We start from the raw sequence: 19,933 nt of genomic DNA on the forward strand, positions 1-19,933 counted from the left end.
CCCCAGCCGCGATTACCAACCTCAGGCAAACCCCAGCAAGACGAAACCCCCGAACCCGTAGGTTCGAGGGTTTCCGATGTCCTGAGACATCACAGAGTGCCCCCGGCAGGATTCGAACCTGCGGCACCCGCTTTAGGAGGGCGGTGATATCGGCGGGACCGCTCTGGTGGGAGAGGGGTCGTGCCAGGTGAGGGCCTGGGAATGCGAAGAGTCCCGCGCTCTGGTGGGAGCGCGGGACGTTCAGCTCAGGTGGAGCAGCGGTCAGAGGTAGAGGCCGGTGGATTCGTCGCCGGGGGTCGGGACGATGTCGCGGCCCGCGCGCAGCGCGTACAGCTGCGCCAGGGTCGCCCCCGAAGGCCCTACGCCCTCCTTCGAGCCCAGCCACGTGACCGCCTCCTCCTTGCCCAGCGGCCCCACCTCGATCTGCGCCAGGCAGCGGCCCGGGCGGACGACTGCGGGGTGGAGGCGGGCCAGGTCCTCGTTCGTGGTGATCGCCACGAGGACGTCGCGGCCCTGGCCGAGCAGGCCGTCGGTCAGGTTGAGCAGGCGCGAGAGCCCCTGCCCTGCCTGCGCCTTGGCGCCCGAGCTGATCAGCTCGTCGCAGTCTTCGAGCACCAACAGCCGCCAGCGCTGCGCGTCCTCGTCGGTGTCGTAGCCGACGGCCACCTCCATGAGGTAGCCGGGCTCGTTGAAGAGCCGCTCCGGGTCGAGCACGCAGTCGACCTGGCACCAGTCGCGCCACTGCTTGGCCAGCGAGCGCAGCAGGGTGGTCTTGCCGGTGCCGGGCTCCCCGTGGAGCAGGATGAGGCGGCCGTTGACGTCGGCCGGGGTGATCGACATCAGCCGGTCGAGGGCCGGGCGGACCTTGGCCGAGTAGTTGGTGCTGATCTCGTCCCACGGCTGGGCCGTGATCGGCTTCTCCGACCGGGTGCCCCCGTGCATGCCGCGCCACCAGAAGCCCATCTCGATGTGGTCGACGTCGGGGGCGGCCTCCTCCGCGCCGTCGATGCTCTCCGCGAGCACGGTCTTGGCCAGGTCTTCGTCGACCGCCGTGACGCTGACGGTGGCGGTGCGGTTGCGGTGGCGTACGACGCGCAGGGTCCAGCCGTCGCCGCAGATCAGCCGGGACTCGGAGCCGTCCTCGACTCGCGCGGTGCGCAGCACGCGACCGCCCGCGGGGGTCAGCGTGGCGTCGGGCCGCACCCGCTCCAGGTTGGCCAGCCGCGACCACGGCTGTGTGCCGGTGGCGAACGGTGACAGCGCCAGCGCGTCGATGACGTCGATGGCGGAATCGGCGTCGTCGATCCAGATGTTCATCGGAAGCTCGGAGGAGTCCGGGCTGGCGAACGGCACCTCCCTGATCACAGACATACCGTTAATGATCTCCGTCTCTGCGCCGGATGTCGAAGGGTTTTGACTGCGAAACCGCTCAGTTCTTCTGGAGCTTACCCGTCTGGGTCACCAATCCGAGGCCCGGCACGTCGCGCCAGGTATAGGTGAGGGTGTCCCCGTCGAGGTCCAGGGTGATCGTCCCGGGGACGCAGCCGCCCTCGTGCTCGCCCAGGGCGAACGTGAGCCGGGTCTGCTCGACCTTGGTCAGCGTGATGGTGCCCTTGCAGTCGGCGCCCTGGCCCTTCTCGGCCCAGTCCGCGGTGGACTCGCCCTCCCGCAGGTCGACCTCGTTGTCGGCGCCGCCGGGGCTCATCGGGTTGGTGCTGGTGGTGTGCCCGCTCCAGTCGCCCTCGAAGGCGGCGGGGATCTTCAGGTCGGGGTCGGTCGTGGGCTGTTCGCTCTCGTCGGTGTCCGTGGGTGTCGGACTGGTGGCGGTCGCGTCCGGCGTCTCGCTGGCCGTCTCGGCGGGGCTGGGCTCCGAAGTCGTCCCCGATTCCGTGGGTGAGGGGGAGTTCTGGGTGGGGGTGGCCGACGGCGTGATCTCCGCTCTCGTGTCGGACGGGCGGTTCAGGTTCAGCATGAGGACGGTGCCGCCGGCCAGACCCAGGGCGAGCACGGCCACCACCACTCCGATCAGCACGTTGCGCCCGGGTGGCCGGCGTGAGGTGCCCGCCGTAGTCTCGGCCGGCGACCGTGGATTGGTCGGGGACCGTGGATCGGCCGGCGACCGCGGATCGGTTGGTCCTCCCGCTCGTGGTCCCGTCGCCTGTCCTCGGTACGCGGCGGGCGGATGGCCTTGGACGCCCGCGGAGGCGGGGGCAGCAGAGGGGGAGGGGGCCCCAGGGACGAAAGTCTCGGGGGCGAGGGTCCCGGGAGTGACGGTCCCCGGAGTGGCGGTCCCATGAGGGACGGTCCCCGGGGCAAAGGTCCCGGGAGAGGCGGCCCCAGGGGTGCCGGGGCCGACCAGGGACACCATCAGGTCCCGTGCCGAAGGCCGCCGTGCCGGATCCTTGGCCAGGCACGACCCGAGCACCTCCCGCAACCGCACCGGCAGCGGCGACAGGTCCGGCTCGGCGTGCAGCACCCGGTGCAGCACAGCCGGTACGGTGTCGGCGCCGAACGGGCTCGTCCCCGACGCCGCGTACACCATCGACGCCGCCCACGCGAACACGTCGGAAGCGGGCGAGGCGGGTACCCCCGAGATCTGCTCGGGCGCCAGGTAGGCGGGCGTGCCGATCAGCCCGGACGTCATGGTGGCGGCGCCCTCGGCCCTGGCGATGCCGAAGTCGACCACGCGCGGCCCGTCGGGCCCCAGCAGCACGTTGGCCGGCTTGAAGTCGCGGTGCACGATCCCGGCCGCGTGGATGGCCGCGAGCGCGGTGGCGGTGCCGACGACGAGCCGTTCGAGGTCGCCGCCGCGCAGCGGGCCGCGCTCGGCCACCCGCTCGGCCAGCGAGGGGCCGTCGACGTACTCGCTCACCACGAAAGGCCGCGGCCCGTCGGTCGAGACGTCGAGCACGCGCGCCGTGCAGAACGAGGCGACGCCCTCCAGGGCTTCGAGCTCGCGGGCCAGGCGGGCCCGTGTCTCTCTGTCACCGGTGTTGAGCAGCTTGATCGCGACCGGTTCGCCGTCGTCGGAATGGGCGAGATAGACCACGCCCTGCCCGCCTTCGCCGAGTCGCCCGGACAGGCGGAAACCGCCCAGAGACGCCGGATCGTCGGGGGTGAGGGGCTGCGCCATGGCCGATACGTTACCTGTCGTCATGCGGAAGGAAAGATCCACCGGTACCTTGTGTCGTCGGGTGAAATCACTCCTTACGCGGAGGTATCGGGGAAGTGTCCAAGGTCACGTTCCGTGAACGGGCGCGCTACTGGTTCGACAACACCATGTCCAAGGGCACAGCCTCGCTGATCGGCTGGCTCGCGGTCGTCTCGGTGGGTCTGATCGTGCTGGTGACGGCGTTCACACTGTGGCTTGCGCCCAATGAGCCGGACGGCGTGTCCCACGCCGGCGAGGTGCTCTGGATCGCTCTCATGCACGCGCTCACCCCAAGCCGGGTGGCCAGTGACAAGGGTTCGGTCGGATACATGGCGGTGATGTTCGCCGGCTCGCTGGGCGGGCTCTTCATCGTCAGCATGCTCGTCGGCCTGCTGTCGAACGGGCTCAAGCAGAAGGTGGACCGCCTGCGACGGGGACGCTCGCGGATCGTGGAGTCCGGGCACACGGTGGTGCTCGGATGGTCGGACCAGATGTTCACCATCGTGACCGAGCTGGTCAAGGCCCAGGCCAGCCAGAAGAGCTCGGTCATCGCCGTCCTGGCGGACCGTGACAAACTCGCCATGGAGGAGGACATCCGCGAGCACGTCGGCGACCTCGGCAGGACCCGTCTGGTGTGCCGTACGGGCAGGCCGACGGAGCCGCGCGACCTCGACCTGATGAACCTGGCCGCGGCCCGCTCCGTCGTGGTGCTCTCGCCCGAGGGCGACGACCCCGACGCCCACGTCATCAAGATCCTGCTCGCCCTGGCCAAGCGCGACGGCATCCACCCACCGGTCGTGGCCGGGCTCACCTCCAACCGCAACGCCGCCGCCGCCCGCCTGGCCGGCGGCCCGGACGTGCATCTGGTCGACTCCGACGACACCGCCTCGCGGCTCATCGTGCAGTCCTCCCGCCAGTCCGGCATGTCCGTCGTCTGCATGGACCTGCTCAACTTCGACGGCGGCGAGATCTACCTGCGCACCCCCAAGAAGCTCGTGGGGGTCACGTACGGGGACGCGCTGCACGCGTACCAGACGGCCTCCGTCATCGGCCTGCGCCGGCCGTCCGGCGTCGTGCTCAACCCGCCGGGCGACACCGTGATCAACGCCGACGACCAGGTCGTCGTCATCGCGCACGACGACTCCCACGTGCAACTGGCCGCCGGCAAGCCCAGCATCGACGAGTCCGTCATCGCCGAGGCCCCGGCGACGCCCACCGCGACCGAGCGCACGCTCCTGCTCAACTGGAACGGCCGCGCCGAGCAGATCGTGCGTTACCTCGACGGTTACGTCGCCCCTGGATCGGTCCTGGAGATCGCCGCCGACCACCCCAAGGCGGGCACGAACCTGGCCGGCCTGCGCAACCTCACGGTGAACGTCAAGGACTGCGACACCACCGACAGGTTCGCCCTGGAGTCGCTCGGCGTCGGCCTCTTCCAGCACGTCATCGTGCTGTCCGACGACCGCTTCGACGCCCACCACTCCGACACGCGCACCCTCATGACGCTGCTGCAGCTGCGTGACATGCAGAGCACGCTCGGCGAGCACTACTCGATCGTCAGCGAGATGCACGACGAGAGCAACCGCGCCCTGGCCGAGGTCACCGAGGCCGACGACATCGTGATCAGCGACACTGTGATCGGCCTGCTGCTGGCCCAGCTCGCCGAGAACCGGCACCTGGCCGACGTCTTCGGCTACCTCTTCGACTCGCGCGGCTCGGAGATCTACCCGCGGCCCGCCGCCGACTACATCACGCCGGGCTCGGAGGTGACGTTCTCCACCGTCGTGGAGGCGGCGCGGCGCAGGGGCGAGACCGCCATCGGCTACCGCGACGCCGCGACCAGGAACGATCCGCCCCACTACGGCATCGTGCTGAACCCGGACAAGACGCGGCCCATCGTCCTGAAGGAGCAGGACTCCGTGATCGTCCTGGCCGAGCGCTGAGCCCGGGCTCCGGTGGGTTAGCGTTCCTGCTGTGAGGACCATCGACTGGGTCGACGGCGCCGTCGAACTCGTGGACCAGACCCTGCTCCCCGACAAGTGCGTGATGTTGCGCATCGGCACCGTCGCCGAACTCGTCGCCGCCATCAAACGGCTGGCCGTGCGCGGCGCCCCCGCGCTCGGCGTGGCGGGGGCGCTCGGCGCGGTCCTGGCCGACGGCGACCCGGCCCTGCTGGCCGAGCTGCGCGCCGCCCGGCCCACCGCGGTCAACCTCGCCTGGGGCGTCGACCAGGCCGCCGCCCACCTGGACGAGGGCCCAGAGGCGGTGCTCGCCGCCGCGCTGCGCGTGCGCGACGACGACATCGCCGCCTGCGTGGCCATGGGCGAGCGCGGGGCCGACCTGCTCGAAGGCGACCGGCTGCGCATCATGACCGTGTGCAACACCGGCGGCCTGGCCGCCGTCGAACGCGGCACCGCGCTCGGCGTGGTCCAGACGCTGCACGAACGCGGGCGGCTGGCCGAGGTGCTCGCCCTGGAGACCCGGCCGCTGTTGCAGGGCGCCAGGCTGACGACCTGGGAACTGGCCAGGATGGGGGCGCCGCACCGGCTCATCGCCGACTCCGCGGGGCCGTACCTGCTGGCCAGGGGCGAGGTCGACGCGGTGCTCATCGGCGCCGACCGGATCGCCGCCAACGGCGACACCGCCAACAAGATCGGCTCGTACGCGCTCGCCCTCGGCGCGGAACGGGCCGGCGTGCCGTTCATCGTGGTCGCGCCCGAATCCACCATCGACGAGCACACGCCCACCGGCGACCACATCGAGATCGAGGACCGTGGCGCGGACGAGATCGTGTCCGTCAGAGGCGTCCGGGTGGCGCCCGAGGGCACGCGGGCGCTGAACCCGGCGTTCGACGTGACCCCGCACGACCTCATCAGCGCGATCGTCACGGATCAGCGGGTGATCAGGCCCTAGCCGCACGAGTGATCAGGCCCTGAACGAACGGGTGATCAGCCCCTAGACGAAATCGCCCATCTCCAGGACCTGTCCGCGCCCGCCGCGTTACGCTCAGTGTTCCCGGCAGCGACCTTCGGAGATCACCGTGGCCATCGACCTGGTGTTACGGCGCGATTGGAAAGCACGCGCTCCGCGCGGCGACTACACACAGCTCGACTCCACCAAGGGGGTCAAGGTTCACTACACGGGCGGAAGGGTCGATGCGGGCATCGTCTCCGACCACGCCCGCTGCGTGGCCCTGGTGCAGTCGATCCAGGGCTTCCACATGGACGGCAACGGCTGGATCGACATCGGCTACTCCTTCGTGGCCTGCCCGCACCGGAAGGTCTTCGAGGGCCGCGGCCTGCACCACCTGCCGGCCGCGAACGGCCCGGGGCTCAACGCGGGCCACTACGCCGTGCTGGGCCTGGTCGGCAACGCCGGGCTGGTCAAGCCGCCCGACGGGATCCTGCACGCCGTGCTCGACGCGATCCAGCACGTACGCGACCGGGGCCACGCGGGCAAGGAGATCAAGGGACACCGCGACGGCTTCGCCACCGACTGCCCGGGCGAGCCCCTCTACGCCTGGGTCAGGCGCGGCGCCCCGCGCCCCGGGCAGAGCGGACCCACCGCGCCCCCGTTCCCCGGCCGGCTGCTGACCTATCCGCCGGTGACGCGCGGGCAGGACGTGCGCACCTGGCAGGAGCAGATGCGGCGGCGCGGCTGGGACCTGGAGGCCGACGGCGCGTACGGGACCGCGTCCCGTGACGTGTGTCGTCGTTTCCAGCGCAGCCAGGGCATCGACGACGACGGGGTCGTGGGGCCGGTCACGTGGCGGCTGACGTGGGAGGCGCCTGCCCCCTGAGCCACCGGTGGTCCGAAGCACGGGTGACCTGGAACACAGGGGGTGGCCCGGGGTTACTCCTATTCCGGCATTCCGCCTACTATCCGAATCATGGAACTGGCAGCGGGATTCGCGTCCATCTCACGGGACGACTGGCGCGCGCTCGCGGCCGAGGTCCTGCGCAAGTCGGGGGCCGAGGCCGGCGCGCCGGAGGAGGTGCTGTCCAGGACGACGTACGACGGGATCACGGTCGCGCCGCTGCACGACGCGGACGACCTCCCCGGCGACCCGGGAGCGCCCGGCGCGACCCCCTACGTACGCGGTTCCGCGACCGCCGCCGGCTGGGACGTACGCCAGCGGCACGCCGTGGCCGACCCCGAGGCCGTGCTGGCGGACCTGGAGAACGGCGTCACCTCGCTCTGGCTCGTCGTCGGCCCCGGCGCGATCCCGGTGGGCGAGCTCGCCACGGTGCTGAAGGACGTCTACCTCGACCTCGCCCCGGTCGTCCTGGAGGCGGGTGACCTGGCGACGGAGGCCGCCGAGGCCCTGTTCGAGCTGGCCGCCGCGCGAGGCGTCACGCCCAGCGGCAACCTGGGCGTCTCCGCCGCGCGCGGCCCCGCCGGGATCGAGCTGGCGCGGCGCTGCGCAGACGGGTTCCCCGGGCTGCGGGCCGTCACCGTGGACGCCACGCCCTACCACGACGCGGGCGGCAGCGACGCCGAGGAGCTGGCCTGCTCGATCGCGCAGGGCGTCGCCGAGCTGCGGGCGCTCACCGGCGGCGGCCTGTCCGCCGGGCAGGCGCTCGGCCAGATCGACTTCCGCTACGCCGCCACCGCCGACCAGTTCGCCACCATCGCCAAGCTGCGCGCGGCCCGCCGCTTGTGGGCCAGGGTCGCCGAGGTCTGCGGCGCGCCGGAGGCCGGCGGCCAGCGGCAGCACGCCGTCACCAGCGCGGCCATGATGACCGCGCGCGATCCGTGGGTCAACCTGCTGCGCACGACCGTGGCCTGCTTCGCCGCCGGCGTGGGCGGGGCGCAGGCGGTCACCGTGCGGCCGTTCGACGCCTGCCTCGGGCTGCCCGACGCCTTCTCCCGGCGCATCGCCCGCAACACGCAGTCGCTGCTGCTGGAGGAGTCGGGGCTGGGGCGGGTGCTCGATCCCGCCGGCGGCTCCTGGTACGTCGAGCGCCGCACCGCCGACCTCGCCGAGGCGGCCTGGGCGTTCTTCCAGGAGATCGAGGCGGCCGGCGGGATCGCCGCGGCCGGGGAACTGGTGGCCGGCCGGATCGCCGCCACCCGGGAGCGGCGCGCGGACGACATCGCGCACCGGCGCTTCCCGATCACGGGGGTGAGCGAGTTCCCCGACCTCCACGAGCGCCCGCTCCGCCGCCCGGCCTCACCGGGAGACGGCGCGCCGTCGGAGGCCGGCGGGCCGCTCGCAGCGCGTGAAGGGCTGCCGGCGATCCGGTACGCCGAGCCGTTCGAACGGCTGCGCGATTTGGCCGACTCCCTGTCCGAACGCCCCAAGGTGTTCCTGGCCACCATCGGCCCCCTGTCCGCCCACACCGCCCGCGCCGCGTTCGCGGCCAACCTGTTCCAGGCGGGCGGCCTGGCCACCGAGACCTCCGGTCAGGAGACCGACCCCGAGCGGATCGCCGCCGCCTTCGCCGCGAGCGGCGCGTCCGTGGCCTGCCTGTGTTCGAGCGACAAGCTCTACGCCCAGCACGCCGCCGCCGTCGCCACCGCCCTGCACGCGGCGGGTGCGAGAAAGGTGTGGCTGGCGGGGAAGGGACACTACGAGGGCGTCGACGCCAACCTGCACGCCGGCTGCGACGCGCTGGCCGTCCTGCACGAGACCTACGACGACCTGGAGGTGACCCGATGATCCCCGACTTCTCCGGCATCCCGCTGACCCCCCTGCCGGGGCGGGCGGCCGAGGTCCCGGACGTGGAGGGAGAGGTCTGGGAGACCCCTGAGGGCATCGCGGTCAAGCCCCTCTACACCGCCGCCGACCTCGACGGCCTCGACTTCCTGCGCACCTATCCGGGCGCCGCCCCCTTCCTGCGGGGCCCGTACCCGACCATGTACGTCAACCAGCCCTGGACCATCCGCCAGTACGCCGGCTTCTCCACGGCGGAGGACTCCAACGCCTTCTACCGGCGCAACCTCGCGGCCGGCCAGAAGGGCCTGTCGGTGGCCTTCGACCTGGCCACCCACCGGGGCTACGACTCCGACCACCCCAGGGTGGCCGGCGACGTTGGCATGGCGGGCGTGGCCATCGACTCCATCTACGACATGCGCCAGCTCTTCGACGGCATCCCGCTCGACCGCATGTCGGTGTCGATGACCATGAACGGCGCCGTGCTGCCTGTGCTCGCGCTCTACATCGTGGCGGGCGAGGAGCAGGGCGTCGCGCCCGAGCAGCTCGCGGGGACCATCCAGAACGACATCCTCAAAGAGTTCATGGTCCGCAACACCTACATCTATCCCCCTGCGCCGTCCATGCGCATCATCTCCGACATCTTCGCCTACACCAGCGAGAAGATGCCGAAGTTCAACTCCATCAGCATCTCCGGCTACCACATCCAGGAGGCCGGAGCCACGCTGGACCTGGAGCTGGCCTACACCCTCGCCGACGGGGCCGAATACCTGCGCGCCGGGGTCGGCGCCGGCCTGGACGTCGACCGGTTCGCGCCGCGCCTGTCGTTCTTCTGGTGCATCGGCATGAACTTCTTCATGGAGGTCGCCAAGCTGCGGGCCGCCCGGCTGCTGTGGGCCAGGCTCGTGAGGGGTTTCGGGGCGAAGAACCCGAAGTCGCTGAGCCTGCGTACGCACAGCCAGACCTCCGGCTGGTCGCTGACCGCGCAGGACGTCTACAACAACGTCGCCCGCACCTGCGTCGAGGCCATGGCCGCCACCCAGGGCCACACGCAGTCGCTGCACACCAACGCCCTGGACGAGGCGCTGGCCCTGCCCACCGACTTCTCCGCCCGCATCGCCCGCAACACCCAGCTGCTGCTGCAGCAGGAGTCCGGCACCACGCAGGTGATCGACCCGTGGGGCGGCTCCTACTACGTCGAACGCCTCACCCACGACCTCGCCGAGCGCGCCTGGACCCACATCGAGGAGGTCGAGTCGGCCGGCGGGATGGCGCGGGCCATCGAGGCGGGGCTGCCCAAGCTGCGCATCGAGGAGGCCGCCGCACGCACGCAGGCCCGCATCGACTCCGGCCGGCAGCCGGTGATCGGGGTGAACAAGTACCGGGCCGACGGCGACGAGGCCATCGACGTGCTCAAGGTCGACAACAGCGCCGTACGCGCCCAGCAGCTCGCCAAGCTGGCCCGCCTCAGGGCCGAACGCGACCCCGAGGCCGTGGCGCGCGCGCTCGACGCGCTTACCAAGGCCGCCGGGCATCCCGCGCCCGGCCTGGAGCACAACCTGCTCAAGCTGGCCGTGGACGCCGCCCGCGCCAAGGCGACCGTGGGAGAGATCTCCGACGCGCTGGAACGGGTGTTCGGCCGGCACGCTGAGCAGGTGCGTACCATCACAGGGGTGTATCGCGACGAATCGGGCACGACCGGGAACATCGAGCGAGCCCGAGCCGCCTGCGACGAGTTCGCCAAGGCCGAGGGGCGCCGCCCGCGCATCCTGGTGGCCAAGATGGGCCAGGACGGTCACGACCGGGGCCAGAAGGTGATCGCCACCGCCTTCGCCGACCTGGGCTTCGACGTCGACGTCGGCCCGCTGTTCCAGACACCGGAAGAGGTCGCCAGGCAGGCGGTCGAGGCCGATGTGCACGTGGTGGGCGTATCGTCGCTGGCCGCCGGGCACCTGACGCTGGTGCCCGCGCTGCGCGCGGCGCTGGCCGAGCTGGACGCCGCCGACATCATGATCGTCGTGGGGGGCGTGATCCCGCCGGGCGACCACGACGAGCTGCGGGCCGCGGGCGCGGCCGCGATCTTCCCGCCCGGTACGGTGATCGCCGACGCCGCCCTCGACCTGCTCCGCCAGCTCGCCGCCCGCCACGCCGCCTGACCCCGCCCGCCACGCCGCCTGACTCCCGCGCGCTACGGCGGTCTGACCCGCGCCCGCCCGCTACGGCCGTCTGATCCTCGCCCGGCCCCGCGCGGTCAGACCGCCGCCTGGCCCTGGCTCAGGCCGGCGGCTGATCGCCGGCGGCTATCATCCTGCAGATGATCGAGGAGCTGATACGCCGCGCGGCGGCCGGAGAGTTCGCCGCGGAATACGAGCTCGAACAGCTGGCCACCGAGACCCCGGCAGCGCTCACCCCGCACCTGCCGGACCTGCTCGCGGCCGATTCCTGGTTTTCGCCGAAGCTCTACCGCACCGCCGGCGACGACCTCCAGCAGGCTGTCGTCACCATGATCGACGAGGGTGCGTCGGACCTGAACGCCCTGTTGCTGATCCTGGCGCACACGCGGGGTCCCGTCGCCGAGAACGCCTTCCGCCGCTGGCGGGAACAGCCGCCGCCCGGCGCCGACGAACTCTTCATCGGCCCGGCCGACTACATGGTCGAAGGCGGCTGGATGCTGGACGACGGCCGGGCCCGCGAACTGTGCGGGCGGACCGCCTACGCGCTGCGGCCCGATCCTGAGCGGACGGTGGAACCCCCGGCTCAAGGCGAGTGCCCATGGTGCCGTGCCCCGCTGTGGACGGTGCTCGACGTCGACACGGGTGACCGGCGGGTCGCGGAAGCGCTCGCCCACACCGGCTGGAACGGCCGGCTCAGGATCGTCACCTGCCAGGGGTGTTACGCCTACACGACCCTCTACTCCACGGTGAGCCCCGACGGCCGATCCGGTCTCTCCGACCACTCCGCGGCACCCGTCCGCGTCCTCGACGACCAGAGTCCGCCCGAGACCCTGCGCAAGGTGCCGGGAGAGCTCCTCACCGATCCCGGCATGTCCGCCGGCGGCTGGGACATGACGACCCCGTCCATCGGCGGATACCCCGAATGGATCGGCGACGCCGAGTACCCTGCCTGCCCCGCCTGCGCGCGGACCATGGACTACATCGGAATGGAGGAAGCGCAGGACCCGGAGGGCGAGCCCATCACCGAAGGCACCACGTACCTGTTCCTCGACGCGTCCTGCGGCCTCGCCGCCACGATCTACCAGCAGACCTGACCCGTCCGGCCTGATCGCGGCGGGGTCCCGCGCGCCCGGCCGGCTACCGGCTCGGGCGGCGGCGCCCCGGTGCGGTCAGAACGTGCCCTGGGCGCACATGGCCACCGAGATCGTCCGCTGGGCGGTGACGGGTGAGGTGATCCGCAGCGTGACGCTGTGAGTGCCTCCCGTGCTCCGCAGGGGGCGCGGCGCGTTGAGGTAGCGGCGGCCGTTCTCGGAGATGAGCGCCGTGGCGCGGCCGGTGGCGATGCCGTCGACGAGCCAGGTGTAGCTGAACGTCACCGGCCCGCCCGTGCGGCGCACCATCGCGCGCAGCGTGGCCTGGCCGCCGGCCCAGCAGTCGCCGTTCCTGGTGCCGCCCGCCCGCAACGCGGAGACCCTGAGCCCGTCGGCCCCGCCGGTGTCATCGGGCAGGGTGCTGGGCGTGCCGTCCGTCTGCGGGGTCGGCCGGGTGGCACGGGTGCGCCGGGGGGACGAGGTGGCGACCGGCTCGGTCGTGGCGCCGGTGGTGCTCACGGGCGCGCTCTTCGACTTGGGGGTGGGCTCGGTGGGGGTGAGCCAGATGATGGCCGCGGCCAGCGCGCACACGCACAGGCCCGAGATCGCGGCGATGATCACCGTTTTGACCCGGCGTCCCTTCGCCCGGCGCGCCGGCGCCCGCCCGTTGCCGGTCCCGGGAGGGGCGGGAGCGCCGCCGTTCTCGGCGGGTCCGCCGTCGTAGGCCGCCGGCTGCCCGTACGCGCCCGCTCCCTGCCCCCGCCCGTCGTGCTGCCCCTCGAACTGCCCGCGCTGCCCGGCGGTGGGGGAGCCGGCGGTGGGAGAGTAGGCCAGGCGGTCGTGGGCCGAGGCCGCGGGCGAGTACGCCAGCCGATCCTGCGCCCCCGCATCCCTGCGGGCCGCGGACGCGCCGGACCCAGTGGCAGGCCCAGTGGCGACCGGGGCGGAGAGCGGCGTAGAAGCCTGGCGCTCCTGCGGCCCGAACCCGGCGGGCGGCTCGACGGGGGAGGAGAGGTCGAACAGCGCCTGCATCGGCGAGGTGGCCGCACCGGGCCCCTCATGCCCGGCCCCCGCCCGCGCGGCCCCGGCCGCGTGCGGATCATGGCGCGAGGCGCCGGATGCCGCGTATGGATCGTCGTGCGCGGCGCCGGACGCCGCGTGCGGACTCTGCTGCGGGCCACCGAAAGCCATGTGCGGATCGTGCCGCGAGATGCCGGAATCCGCGTGGTGGCCGGTGCCGGACGCCGGGTGCGAGCCCTGGCGGGTGGAGCGGCGGTTGCGTGCGGGGAGGCCGTGCGCCGTCCCCGGGTCCTGGGCGCCCTCGTGCGGCTGGTCGAGGGTCTGCTGCCAGGACGCCGACACCCGGTCGGGAGTGTGCTCACCGACGAGCGCCCCAGAAGCCGCCTGCGAGCCTGGGGGAGAGGTCGCGTTCGAGGCGGAGGGTCGGCGGGACGGCGCGGCCAGCCGGAGCAGGACGTCGCGCATCCCCGGCCGCAGCGACGGATCCTTGGCCAGGCAGGCCGCCACGATCTCGCGCAGCGGCCCGCTCACCTCCCCGAGCTGCGGGTCCTCACGAAGGATGCGGTTGATCACCGCGGGCAGCGAGTCGTCCCCGAAAGGCGGCACGCCGGTGGCCGCGAAGACGAGGACCGACCCCCACGAGAACACGTCGGCGGCGGCCCCGACCGCCTTGCCCGCGAGCTGCTCGGGCGCCATGTACGCGGGCGTCCCCACGATGTTGCTGGTCGCCTTCATCCCCGAGCCCAGCGCTCCGGCGATGCCGAAGTCGACCACCCGCGCCCCGTCGGGCCCGAGCAGGACGTTGGACGGCGTCAGGTCCCCGTGGACGACGCCCGCCTGATGGATCGCGTCGAGCGCGGTGGCGGTCGCCACGGCGATGCGCTGCAGGTCCGCCGCGCCGCGCCGGCCCGCCTGCTGCAGCGAGGGCCCGTCCACGTACTCGGACACGATGTACGCCCGCCCGCTGGTCGAGGCGTCGAGCACCTGCGCGAGGCAGAACGGCTCGACCCTGCGCGCGGCGGCGATCTCGTTCGCCAGGCGCTCGCCCACGGCCAGCCCCTCGCGCAGCACCTTGACGGCGACGGGGGTGCCGTTGCGGGCCTGACCGAGGTAGACGACACCGTGGCCGCCCGCGCCGAGCCGCCCGACGAGCCGGTAGGGTCCCACCGCTGCCGGGTCGCCCTCGCGGAGGGGTTCGACGTTGGGCATGAGGGGAGTGACTCCTGTGACGGCTGAGACAGAACTCCAGCACCCTACTGGCAAAAGTCAAGACTTGTCAGAAGTTAGGCTGATCTAACTGGGAAGAAAGGGGCGATTCGGGTGCATTCGCTGGAGAACTACGCCGATGGCGTACGGGCCGGTTCACGTACCTGGATCGCCCGCGCGATCACGCTTGTCGAGTCGACCAGACCCGATCACGTGGCCCTGGCGCAGCGGCTGCTGGTCGAGCTCACCCCGCTCTCCGGACGGGCCCGCCGCGTCGGCGTGTCGGGCGTGCCTGGCGTGGGCAAGTCCACGTTCATCGACGCCCTCGGCACGCGCCTGACCGGCCAGGGGCACAAGGTCGCGGTCCTGGCCGTGGACCCGTCCTCCACCAGGACGGGCGGCAGCATCCTCGGCGACAAGACCCGCATGGCCCGCCTGTCGGCCGACCCCGCCGCCTTCATCCGCCCCTCGCCGACCTCGGGCACCCTCGGCGGCGTCACCAAGGCGACCAGGGAGGCCATGGTCGTCGTGGAGGCGGCCGGCTACGACGTCGTCCTGGTCGAGACCGTCGGAGTGGGCCAGTCGGAGACCGCCGTGGCCGACATGGTGGACACGTTCCTGCTGCTCACCCTGGCCCGCACCGGCGACCAGCTGCAGGGCATCAAGAAGGGCGTTCTGGAGCTGGCCGACGTCGTCGCGGTCAACAAGGCCGACGGCGAGTACGAGCTGCCCGCCAGGAAGGCGGCCCGCGAGCTGTCGGGCGCCCTGCGCATGCTCCGCTCCGACTTCGCCCCGCCGCCCGTGCTGACCTGCAGCGGCTTGACCGGCGACGGGCTGGACGAACTCTGGCGGCGGGTGCTGGCCCACCAGGACGGCCTCGACCTGGCTGCCAAGCGCCGCCGCCAGCAGGTGGGCTGGACCTGGACGATGGTGCGCGAGCGGCTGCTGGCCGAGCTGCGCGACGACCCGGAGGTGACGGCGATCTCGGCGGAGGTGGAGCGGGCGGTGCTGGCCGGCGACCTCACGCCCGCGCTGGCCGCCGACCGGATCCTCGCGGCTTTCAAGCGTGCCTGATACGCCCCTTTCGAGCAGCTTCGAGCACCCCCCGGGTTGAGATACCTCCCCCGGGGGTGAACTTTCCTCCTCCCCCTCCTCCTGGCCGCCCGGACCGTTCCCGTGATCCATGCCACGATGGCGCGCAACGACGTGGGAAGGGCTCACTTGACATCCTCCCTCTCCTGAAGGAGGGGGAGTCCCACGGTCGCCCGTGAGGTTTCCTGCTTCATCGCCGGTTGCCCGCCCGAGAAAGGGATCTCTCGTTGAGGTCTTACACCGGCTCCACAGGCGTTTCGCCTCTCCGCCAGCCCGGCGGCGAGGGTGTGTCGGATCGTTGCTCCGGCGGCTTGGTCATCGCCGCCGTCGAACACACTACCGAACTTCGCGGCATCGCGCCGCGTTTCGACGGCGGTCCGCCTGGCGGCGAATCGCCTGCCCCTGTCCTGCTCCGCAGGGGTCCGATTCCTCTCCCGTCTCAAGGCGGGGGTTTCCTCGGAGGTTTCTGATGAGTGCGGATTCGATGCTGCCCGGAGGGGTGACGGATGCTCTGGAGGAGTACGGGCGCCTCCTTGAGGAGCACGGCATCACCTGGGGTGAGCCGGAGATCCCTTACGTGAAGTTCTTCGCCCGGCGAAGAGTGCTGCGTCCCGAGCTGTTCGACCGCTTCTGGGAACTGGTCTTCAAGGCCGTCGCCGAGACCCATCCGGAGGAGCCGAGAGAGCGGCTCGTCGCCCGGCTGGCCGAGCCCGACTACGACCGGGTCCTGCGCGACACCCTCGACGGCGAACTGCCCGCGCACCTCTACGCCATCAGGATCGAGGAGGACGGCGCCGTCCTGGAGGGGGCGGCGCGCACGATCCTGCTGCCTTCGCCGGAGCTGTGCCCGCTCGCGGCCGACGAGGACGGTCCAGGCCGGCGCCGGGCCGGCGAGGAGCGGATGTCGCTGCTCATCGACTCGCGGCGGGGCAGGCCCTGCCAGGTCGGCGTGGACGACGCCCAGCGGCTGCTGGCCGCCCGCGGGGCCTGGCTGGTGGAGGTGGACCAGGACAGCATCGTCGTCGTGGACGGCGAGCGCGTCCGCCTCGACACCCTGCTGCGCCCCATCCCCTCCTCCCGGCTGCGCCTGCGGTCCGGGACGCCCTGCCGCTGGAGCGTGGTGAGCGCCGACGGCGCCGGCTGGTTCCCGCCCGGGGTCGCCAACCGTTACGACTACCACGGCCGCCCGTACTTCCACGGCGACGACCTGCTCGTGGACGTCCCCTGCATGCCGCTGACGATCACCGCGGCCAGGGGCATGGAGTACGGCGCGGCCGGCCACGAGCTCACCCCGATGCCCGGCGAGGAGCACTTGGTCGAGCTGGCCCCCGAGCGCCTCTACGACGCCGCCGGCGCCGGCTGGTACGGCGGCGACCTGCACGTCCACCTCAACTGGGCGGGCGACCTGGTGGCCGTGCCCGCCGACGCGGCCGCCGCCCAGCACGGCGAGGACCTGCACGTGCTCAACCTCCTGGCCGGCAACGTCTCCGGCCGCCGGGTGTACGACCGCGAGGCCCTGGAGCACTGGACCGGCAAGGACCTGCCGTGGTCCGACGCCACGCACGTGGCCAGGATGGGCGTCGAATACCGCAATGACCTGCTCGGCCACATCTACGCCTTCGGGCTCCACTCGGCCCCCGGCCGCTACCACACCGGCTTCGCGGGCGACGCCGACTGGCCGCCCAACGCCGACGGGCTGCGCGAGCTGCGCGGGCTCGGTGCGCTGGTCGGCTACAGCCATCCCTTTCGCACGCCCATCGGCGACGGCGACCCGCCCAAGGGCGTCGTCTCGCCCGTGCCGCGCAACTGCGCCGCCCGCGAGCTGGTCGCCGATGCCGCGCTCGGCCTGGTGGACAGCCTCGACGTGCTCACCCACGCCTCCATCCCGGCCACGGCCGCGGTCTACCGGCGGCTGATCGGCGCGGGCAACCGGATGGCCGTGACGGCGGGCACCGACGCGATGATCTCCTTCACCCGCTCCGACAACCAGTCGAACCCGCCCGGCTGGGCCCGCGTCTACGCCCGGGTCGAGGGGGAGCTGAGCGCCCGCTCGTTCGCGGCGGCCGTACGCGCTGGCCGCACATTCGCCACCACCGGCCCGTGGCTGGAGCTGACGGTGAACGGGCACGGCCCCGGCCACGTGATCCAGGCCCGCAGGGGAGACCGGATCAGCGTCACCGCCACGGCCGTCGGGCCCGAGGTGGCGGCCGTGCGCATCCGTACCGCCGACGGGGTCAGAGCCGGGGCCGAGCGGCTGCCGCCCGAGCAGGGGTGGCAGGGGCAGGAGCGGCTGACCGTGACGGCCGTGCTGGAGGTGGACGAGCCGACGTACGTGGTGGCCGAGGTCCTGTGCGACCCGCATCCCCGCACGCTGACCTCCACCGGATACGCCCTGACCAGCCCCGTGTACGTGGACGTCGGCGGCCGGCCGGTCGCCAGGCGCGAGGACGTGCTCTGGTGCCTGGAGTGGCTGGACCTGCTGGAGGACCTGATCAGGCAGCACGGGCGGCTGGCCAGCGCCTACCAGTTCGGCGACCACGTGTCCCTGTTGCAGCAGGCCAGGACGATCTACCAGGCGCGGCTGGGCTGACCCGCGGAAAGCCTCCTGGGAGCGTGCGGTACGCGCCGGCAGGCTCCCCTCCGGCCTCCTCGCTCGACCTCGCCCTTGGGCGATTCATCCGTTTGTGCTATTTTTTGGCCATGCGGTCAGAAAACGAACCTGACGGCCAGAAGCCGCGGTCCTTCATTGAGGAGGCCCGGCGCGCCCAGATCGTGGGCTCCGCCGTCGCCGTCATCGCGGAGGCGGGGTTCGCCAAGGCGTCGCTCGCGCGGATCGCCGAGCACGCCGGAATCAGCAAGGGCGTGATCTCCTATCATTTCGCCGGCAAGGACGAGCTGATGGAGGAGGTGGTGCGGCGGTCGTACGAGGGCGCGGCCGAGCATGTGGTGGCGAGGATGGAGGGGCTGACCACGGCGACCGAGCTGATCAGGACACACGTCCTCGCGGTGGCCGAACACATGCGCGGCCACCGCGACCAGCTCAAGGCGCTGGGAGAGATTTTCAACAACCTCAGGACCGACGACGGAGCCCCCCGCTTCGGGATCAACGCCAACGAGGAGCTCTACCAGATGCTGGAGCACCTCTACCGGCTCGGCCAGGCCGGCGGCGAGTTCAGGCCGTTCGACACCCGCGTCATGGCCGTCACCCACCAGGCCGCCGTCGACACCATGTTCGCCTACTGGGTCGCCAACCCCGACCACGACCTCGACGCACACGCGAGAGAGCTCGCCGACCTCATCGAAAGGGCGTGCCGCGCATGAAGGCGGAGACCACGACCAGGCTTTACGCCATCGACAACCTCCGGATCGTCCTGACCGCGTTAGTGGTCACGCACCACGTCGCGATCACATACGGCAACATCCCCCTCTGGTACTACGTCGAGCCCGCCAAGGACCCCACCGGCAGCCTGCTCGACCTGCTGGTCATGCTCAACCAGGCGTTCTTCATGGGGTTCTTCTTCCTCATCTCCGGCTTCTTCACCCCCGGCTCCCGCGACCGCAAGAGCGGGCGCGCCTTCGTGCGCGACCGGTTGGTGCGGCTCGGGATCCCGCTGCTCGTCTTCGTCCTGCTGCTGCGGCCGGCGCTGAACTTCGCCGGGTACGCCCAGGCGGGCGGGATGTCGTACGCGGAGTACTACCTGCGCTCCTGGGACCCGGGCCCCATGTGGTTCGTCGAGGTGCTGATCGGGTTCGTGCTGGTCTACGCGGCGTGGCGGAGCCTGCGGCAGCCGATGGAGGCGCGCGTCGTCCCGCTGCGGCTCTCCTGGATCGTGGCCTTCGTGCTCGGGCTCGCGGCCGTCACCTTCCTGTGGCGCATCCCGGTGCCCACCGGGACCTACGTGCCGGTGCTCGGCCTGCCGTCGCCGCAGTACCTGCCGCAGTACGCCGCCATGTTCGTGCTCGGTTGCGTCGCCTACCGGCGAGGCTGGTTCGAGACGCTGCCCGTGCGGGCGGGGCGGGCCGGGCTGATCGCCTCCGGCGTGTCGAGCGTGGTGCTGGTGCCGGCGGCGCTGCTGACCACCGGCGCGCTGTCGTCCGCCCTGATGGCGCTGTGGGAGTCGGCCTTCGCGGTCAGCATGATCATCGGGCTGACGGTGCTGTTCAGGGAGCGGTTCGGCGAGCAGGGGCCGCGCGGCCGGTTCCTGTCGCGGCACGCCTTCACCGTCTACATCATCCACCCGCTGGTGCTGGTCGGGCTGGGCTGGGCGCTGCGCTGGCTGGACGCCGTCGCGATCGTGAAGTTCGCCGTCATGCTCGCGCTGGCGCTGCCCCTGTGCTGGTCGCTGGCCTACCTGGTGCGCTCGTTGCCCGGGGCCAAGAAGATCCTCTGAGCGGAGCCGGGTAGCGCGGCGGGGGGGGGGGGGGGGGGGGCCCGGCCCCCCCCCCCCCCCCCCGGCCGGGGGGGGGGGGGGGGTGGGGGCCCCACCCCCCGACCCCCCCCCCCCCCCCAGCGGGGGGTAATTTTGGGGGGGGGGGGCGCGCC

Annotated in this window: 13 protein-coding genes; 10 read left to right on the forward strand and 3 right to left on the reverse strand. The window is 72.2% G+C overall.

Annotated elements, in window-relative coordinates; all coding sequences use genetic code 11:
* Positions 1-261: 261 nt before the first annotated feature.
* Both AB0C28_RS55310 and AB0C28_RS55315 read right to left on the reverse strand, forming a co-directional pair.
* Positions 262-1,371, reverse strand: a complete 1,110-nt coding sequence (locus AB0C28_RS55310; protein ID WP_357840757.1) for a DUF5925 domain-containing protein — start codon at positions 1,369-1,371, stop codon at positions 262-264.
* Positions 1,372-1,429: 58 nt separating this feature from the next.
* Complete coding sequence (locus AB0C28_RS55315; RefSeq protein ID WP_358085425.1) at positions 1,430-3,133, reverse strand: protein kinase; 1,704 nt, start codon at positions 3,131-3,133, stop codon at positions 1,430-1,432.
* Between the two features lie 95 nt (positions 3,134-3,228).
* On the opposite strand from AB0C28_RS55315, the gene AB0C28_RS55320 reads away from it, so the two are divergent.
* The 6 genes from AB0C28_RS55320 (at position 3,229) to AB0C28_RS55345 (ending at position 12,075) form a co-directional block, all read left to right on the forward strand.
* A complete protein-coding gene (locus AB0C28_RS55320) occupies positions 3,229-5,094 on the forward strand; it encodes a TrkA C-terminal domain-containing protein (RefSeq protein WP_357840762.1) in 1,866 nt (621 codons plus the stop codon).
* A gap of 31 nt (positions 5,095-5,125) precedes the next feature.
* Positions 5,126-6,064, forward strand: coding sequence for an S-methyl-5-thioribose-1-phosphate isomerase (gene mtnA / locus AB0C28_RS55325; protein WP_358085428.1), 939 nt, complete (start codon positions 5,126-5,128; stop codon positions 6,062-6,064).
* A gap of 127 nt (positions 6,065-6,191) precedes the next feature.
* A complete protein-coding gene (locus AB0C28_RS55330) occupies positions 6,192-6,950 on the forward strand; it encodes an N-acetylmuramoyl-L-alanine amidase (RefSeq protein ID WP_357840768.1) in 759 nt (252 codons plus the stop codon).
* A gap of 90 nt (positions 6,951-7,040) precedes the next feature.
* A complete protein-coding gene (locus AB0C28_RS55335) occupies positions 7,041-8,813 on the forward strand; it encodes a methylmalonyl-CoA mutase subunit beta (RefSeq protein ID WP_358085430.1) in 1,773 nt (590 codons plus the stop codon).
* Entirely contained in the window at positions 8,810-10,963 is a 2,154-nt protein-coding gene (scpA, locus tag AB0C28_RS55340; protein ID WP_357840774.1) for a methylmalonyl-CoA mutase, read from the forward strand. The genes AB0C28_RS55335 and scpA overlap by 4 nt, the downstream gene beginning before the upstream one ends.
* 158 nt (positions 10,964-11,121) lie before the next feature.
* Positions 11,122-12,075 carry a hypothetical protein gene (locus tag AB0C28_RS55345; RefSeq protein WP_357840777.1) on the forward strand — a complete coding sequence of 318 codons (954 nt, stop codon included), beginning with the start codon at positions 11,122-11,124 and terminating at the stop codon, positions 12,073-12,075.
* Positions 12,076-12,150: 75 nt separating this feature from the next.
* Here the strand turns inward: AB0C28_RS55345 and AB0C28_RS55350 are convergent, their stop codons facing one another.
* Positions 12,151-14,301, reverse strand: a complete 2,151-nt coding sequence (locus AB0C28_RS55350; RefSeq protein WP_358085433.1) for a protein kinase — start codon at positions 14,299-14,301, stop codon at positions 12,151-12,153.
* Between the two features lie 111 nt (positions 14,302-14,412).
* Here AB0C28_RS55350 and meaB point away from each other — a divergent pair, with 111 nt between their 5' ends.
* From meaB to AB0C28_RS55370, 4 genes are all read left to right on the forward strand, one after another.
* Positions 14,413-15,372, forward strand: coding sequence for a methylmalonyl Co-A mutase-associated GTPase MeaB (gene meaB / locus AB0C28_RS55355; protein ID WP_357840782.1), 960 nt, complete (start codon positions 14,413-14,415; stop codon positions 15,370-15,372).
* A 487-nt stretch (positions 15,373-15,859) separates the two neighbouring features.
* Positions 15,860-17,980 carry a CehA/McbA family metallohydrolase gene (locus AB0C28_RS55360; protein WP_358085437.1) on the forward strand — a complete coding sequence of 707 codons (2,121 nt, stop codon included), beginning with the start codon at positions 15,860-15,862 and terminating at the stop codon, positions 17,978-17,980.
* 110 nt (positions 17,981-18,090) lie between these two features.
* The gene (locus AB0C28_RS55365) at positions 18,091-18,711 is read left to right on the forward strand and encodes a TetR/AcrR family transcriptional regulator (RefSeq protein WP_357840788.1); all 621 of its coding nucleotides are present in this window, start codon (positions 18,091-18,093) and stop codon (positions 18,709-18,711) included.
* A complete protein-coding gene (locus AB0C28_RS55370) occupies positions 18,708-19,781 on the forward strand; it encodes an acyltransferase family protein (RefSeq protein ID WP_357843052.1) in 1,074 nt (357 codons plus the stop codon). Before AB0C28_RS55365 ends, AB0C28_RS55370 begins: the two co-directional genes overlap by 4 nt.
* Positions 19,782-19,933: the final 152 nt, after the last annotated feature.

Origin of the sequence: Nonomuraea sp. NPDC048892, assembly GCF_040649735.1 — a bacterium.
Taxonomy (GTDB): domain Bacteria; phylum Actinomycetota; class Actinomycetes; order Streptosporangiales; family Streptosporangiaceae; genus Nonomuraea; species Nonomuraea maheshkhaliensis.

What these genes read in the sequence shown, in the direction of transcription:
- AB0C28_RS55335 (WP_358085430.1), top strand. Translation starts at nt 7,041, where the DNA reads ATGGAACTGGCAGCGGGATTCGCGTCCATCTCACGGGACGACTGGCGC.
- AB0C28_RS55345 (WP_357840777.1), top strand. Translation starts at nt 11,122, where the DNA reads ATGATCGAGGAGCTGATACGCCGCGCGGCGGCCGGAGAGTTCGCCGCG.
- AB0C28_RS55310 (WP_357840757.1), bottom strand. Translation starts at nt 1,371, where the DNA reads ATGTCTGTGATCAGGGAGGTGCCGTTCGCCAGCCCGGACTCCTCCGAG.
- AB0C28_RS55360 (WP_358085437.1), top strand. Translation starts at nt 15,860, where the DNA reads ATGAGTGCGGATTCGATGCTGCCCGGAGGGGTGACGGATGCTCTGGAG.
- scpA (WP_357840774.1), top strand. Translation starts at nt 8,810, where the DNA reads ATGATCCCCGACTTCTCCGGCATCCCGCTGACCCCCCTGCCGGGGCGG.
- AB0C28_RS55370 (WP_357843052.1), top strand. Translation starts at nt 18,708, where the DNA reads ATGAAGGCGGAGACCACGACCAGGCTTTACGCCATCGACAACCTCCGG.
- AB0C28_RS55350 (WP_358085433.1), bottom strand. Translation starts at nt 14,301, where the DNA reads ATGCCCAACGTCGAACCCCTCCGCGAGGGCGACCCGGCAGCGGTGGGA.
- AB0C28_RS55315 (WP_358085425.1), bottom strand. Translation starts at nt 3,133, where the DNA reads ATGGCGCAGCCCCTCACCCCCGACGATCCGGCGTCTCTGGGCGGTTTC.
- AB0C28_RS55365 (WP_357840788.1), top strand. Translation starts at nt 18,091, where the DNA reads ATGCGGTCAGAAAACGAACCTGACGGCCAGAAGCCGCGGTCCTTCATT.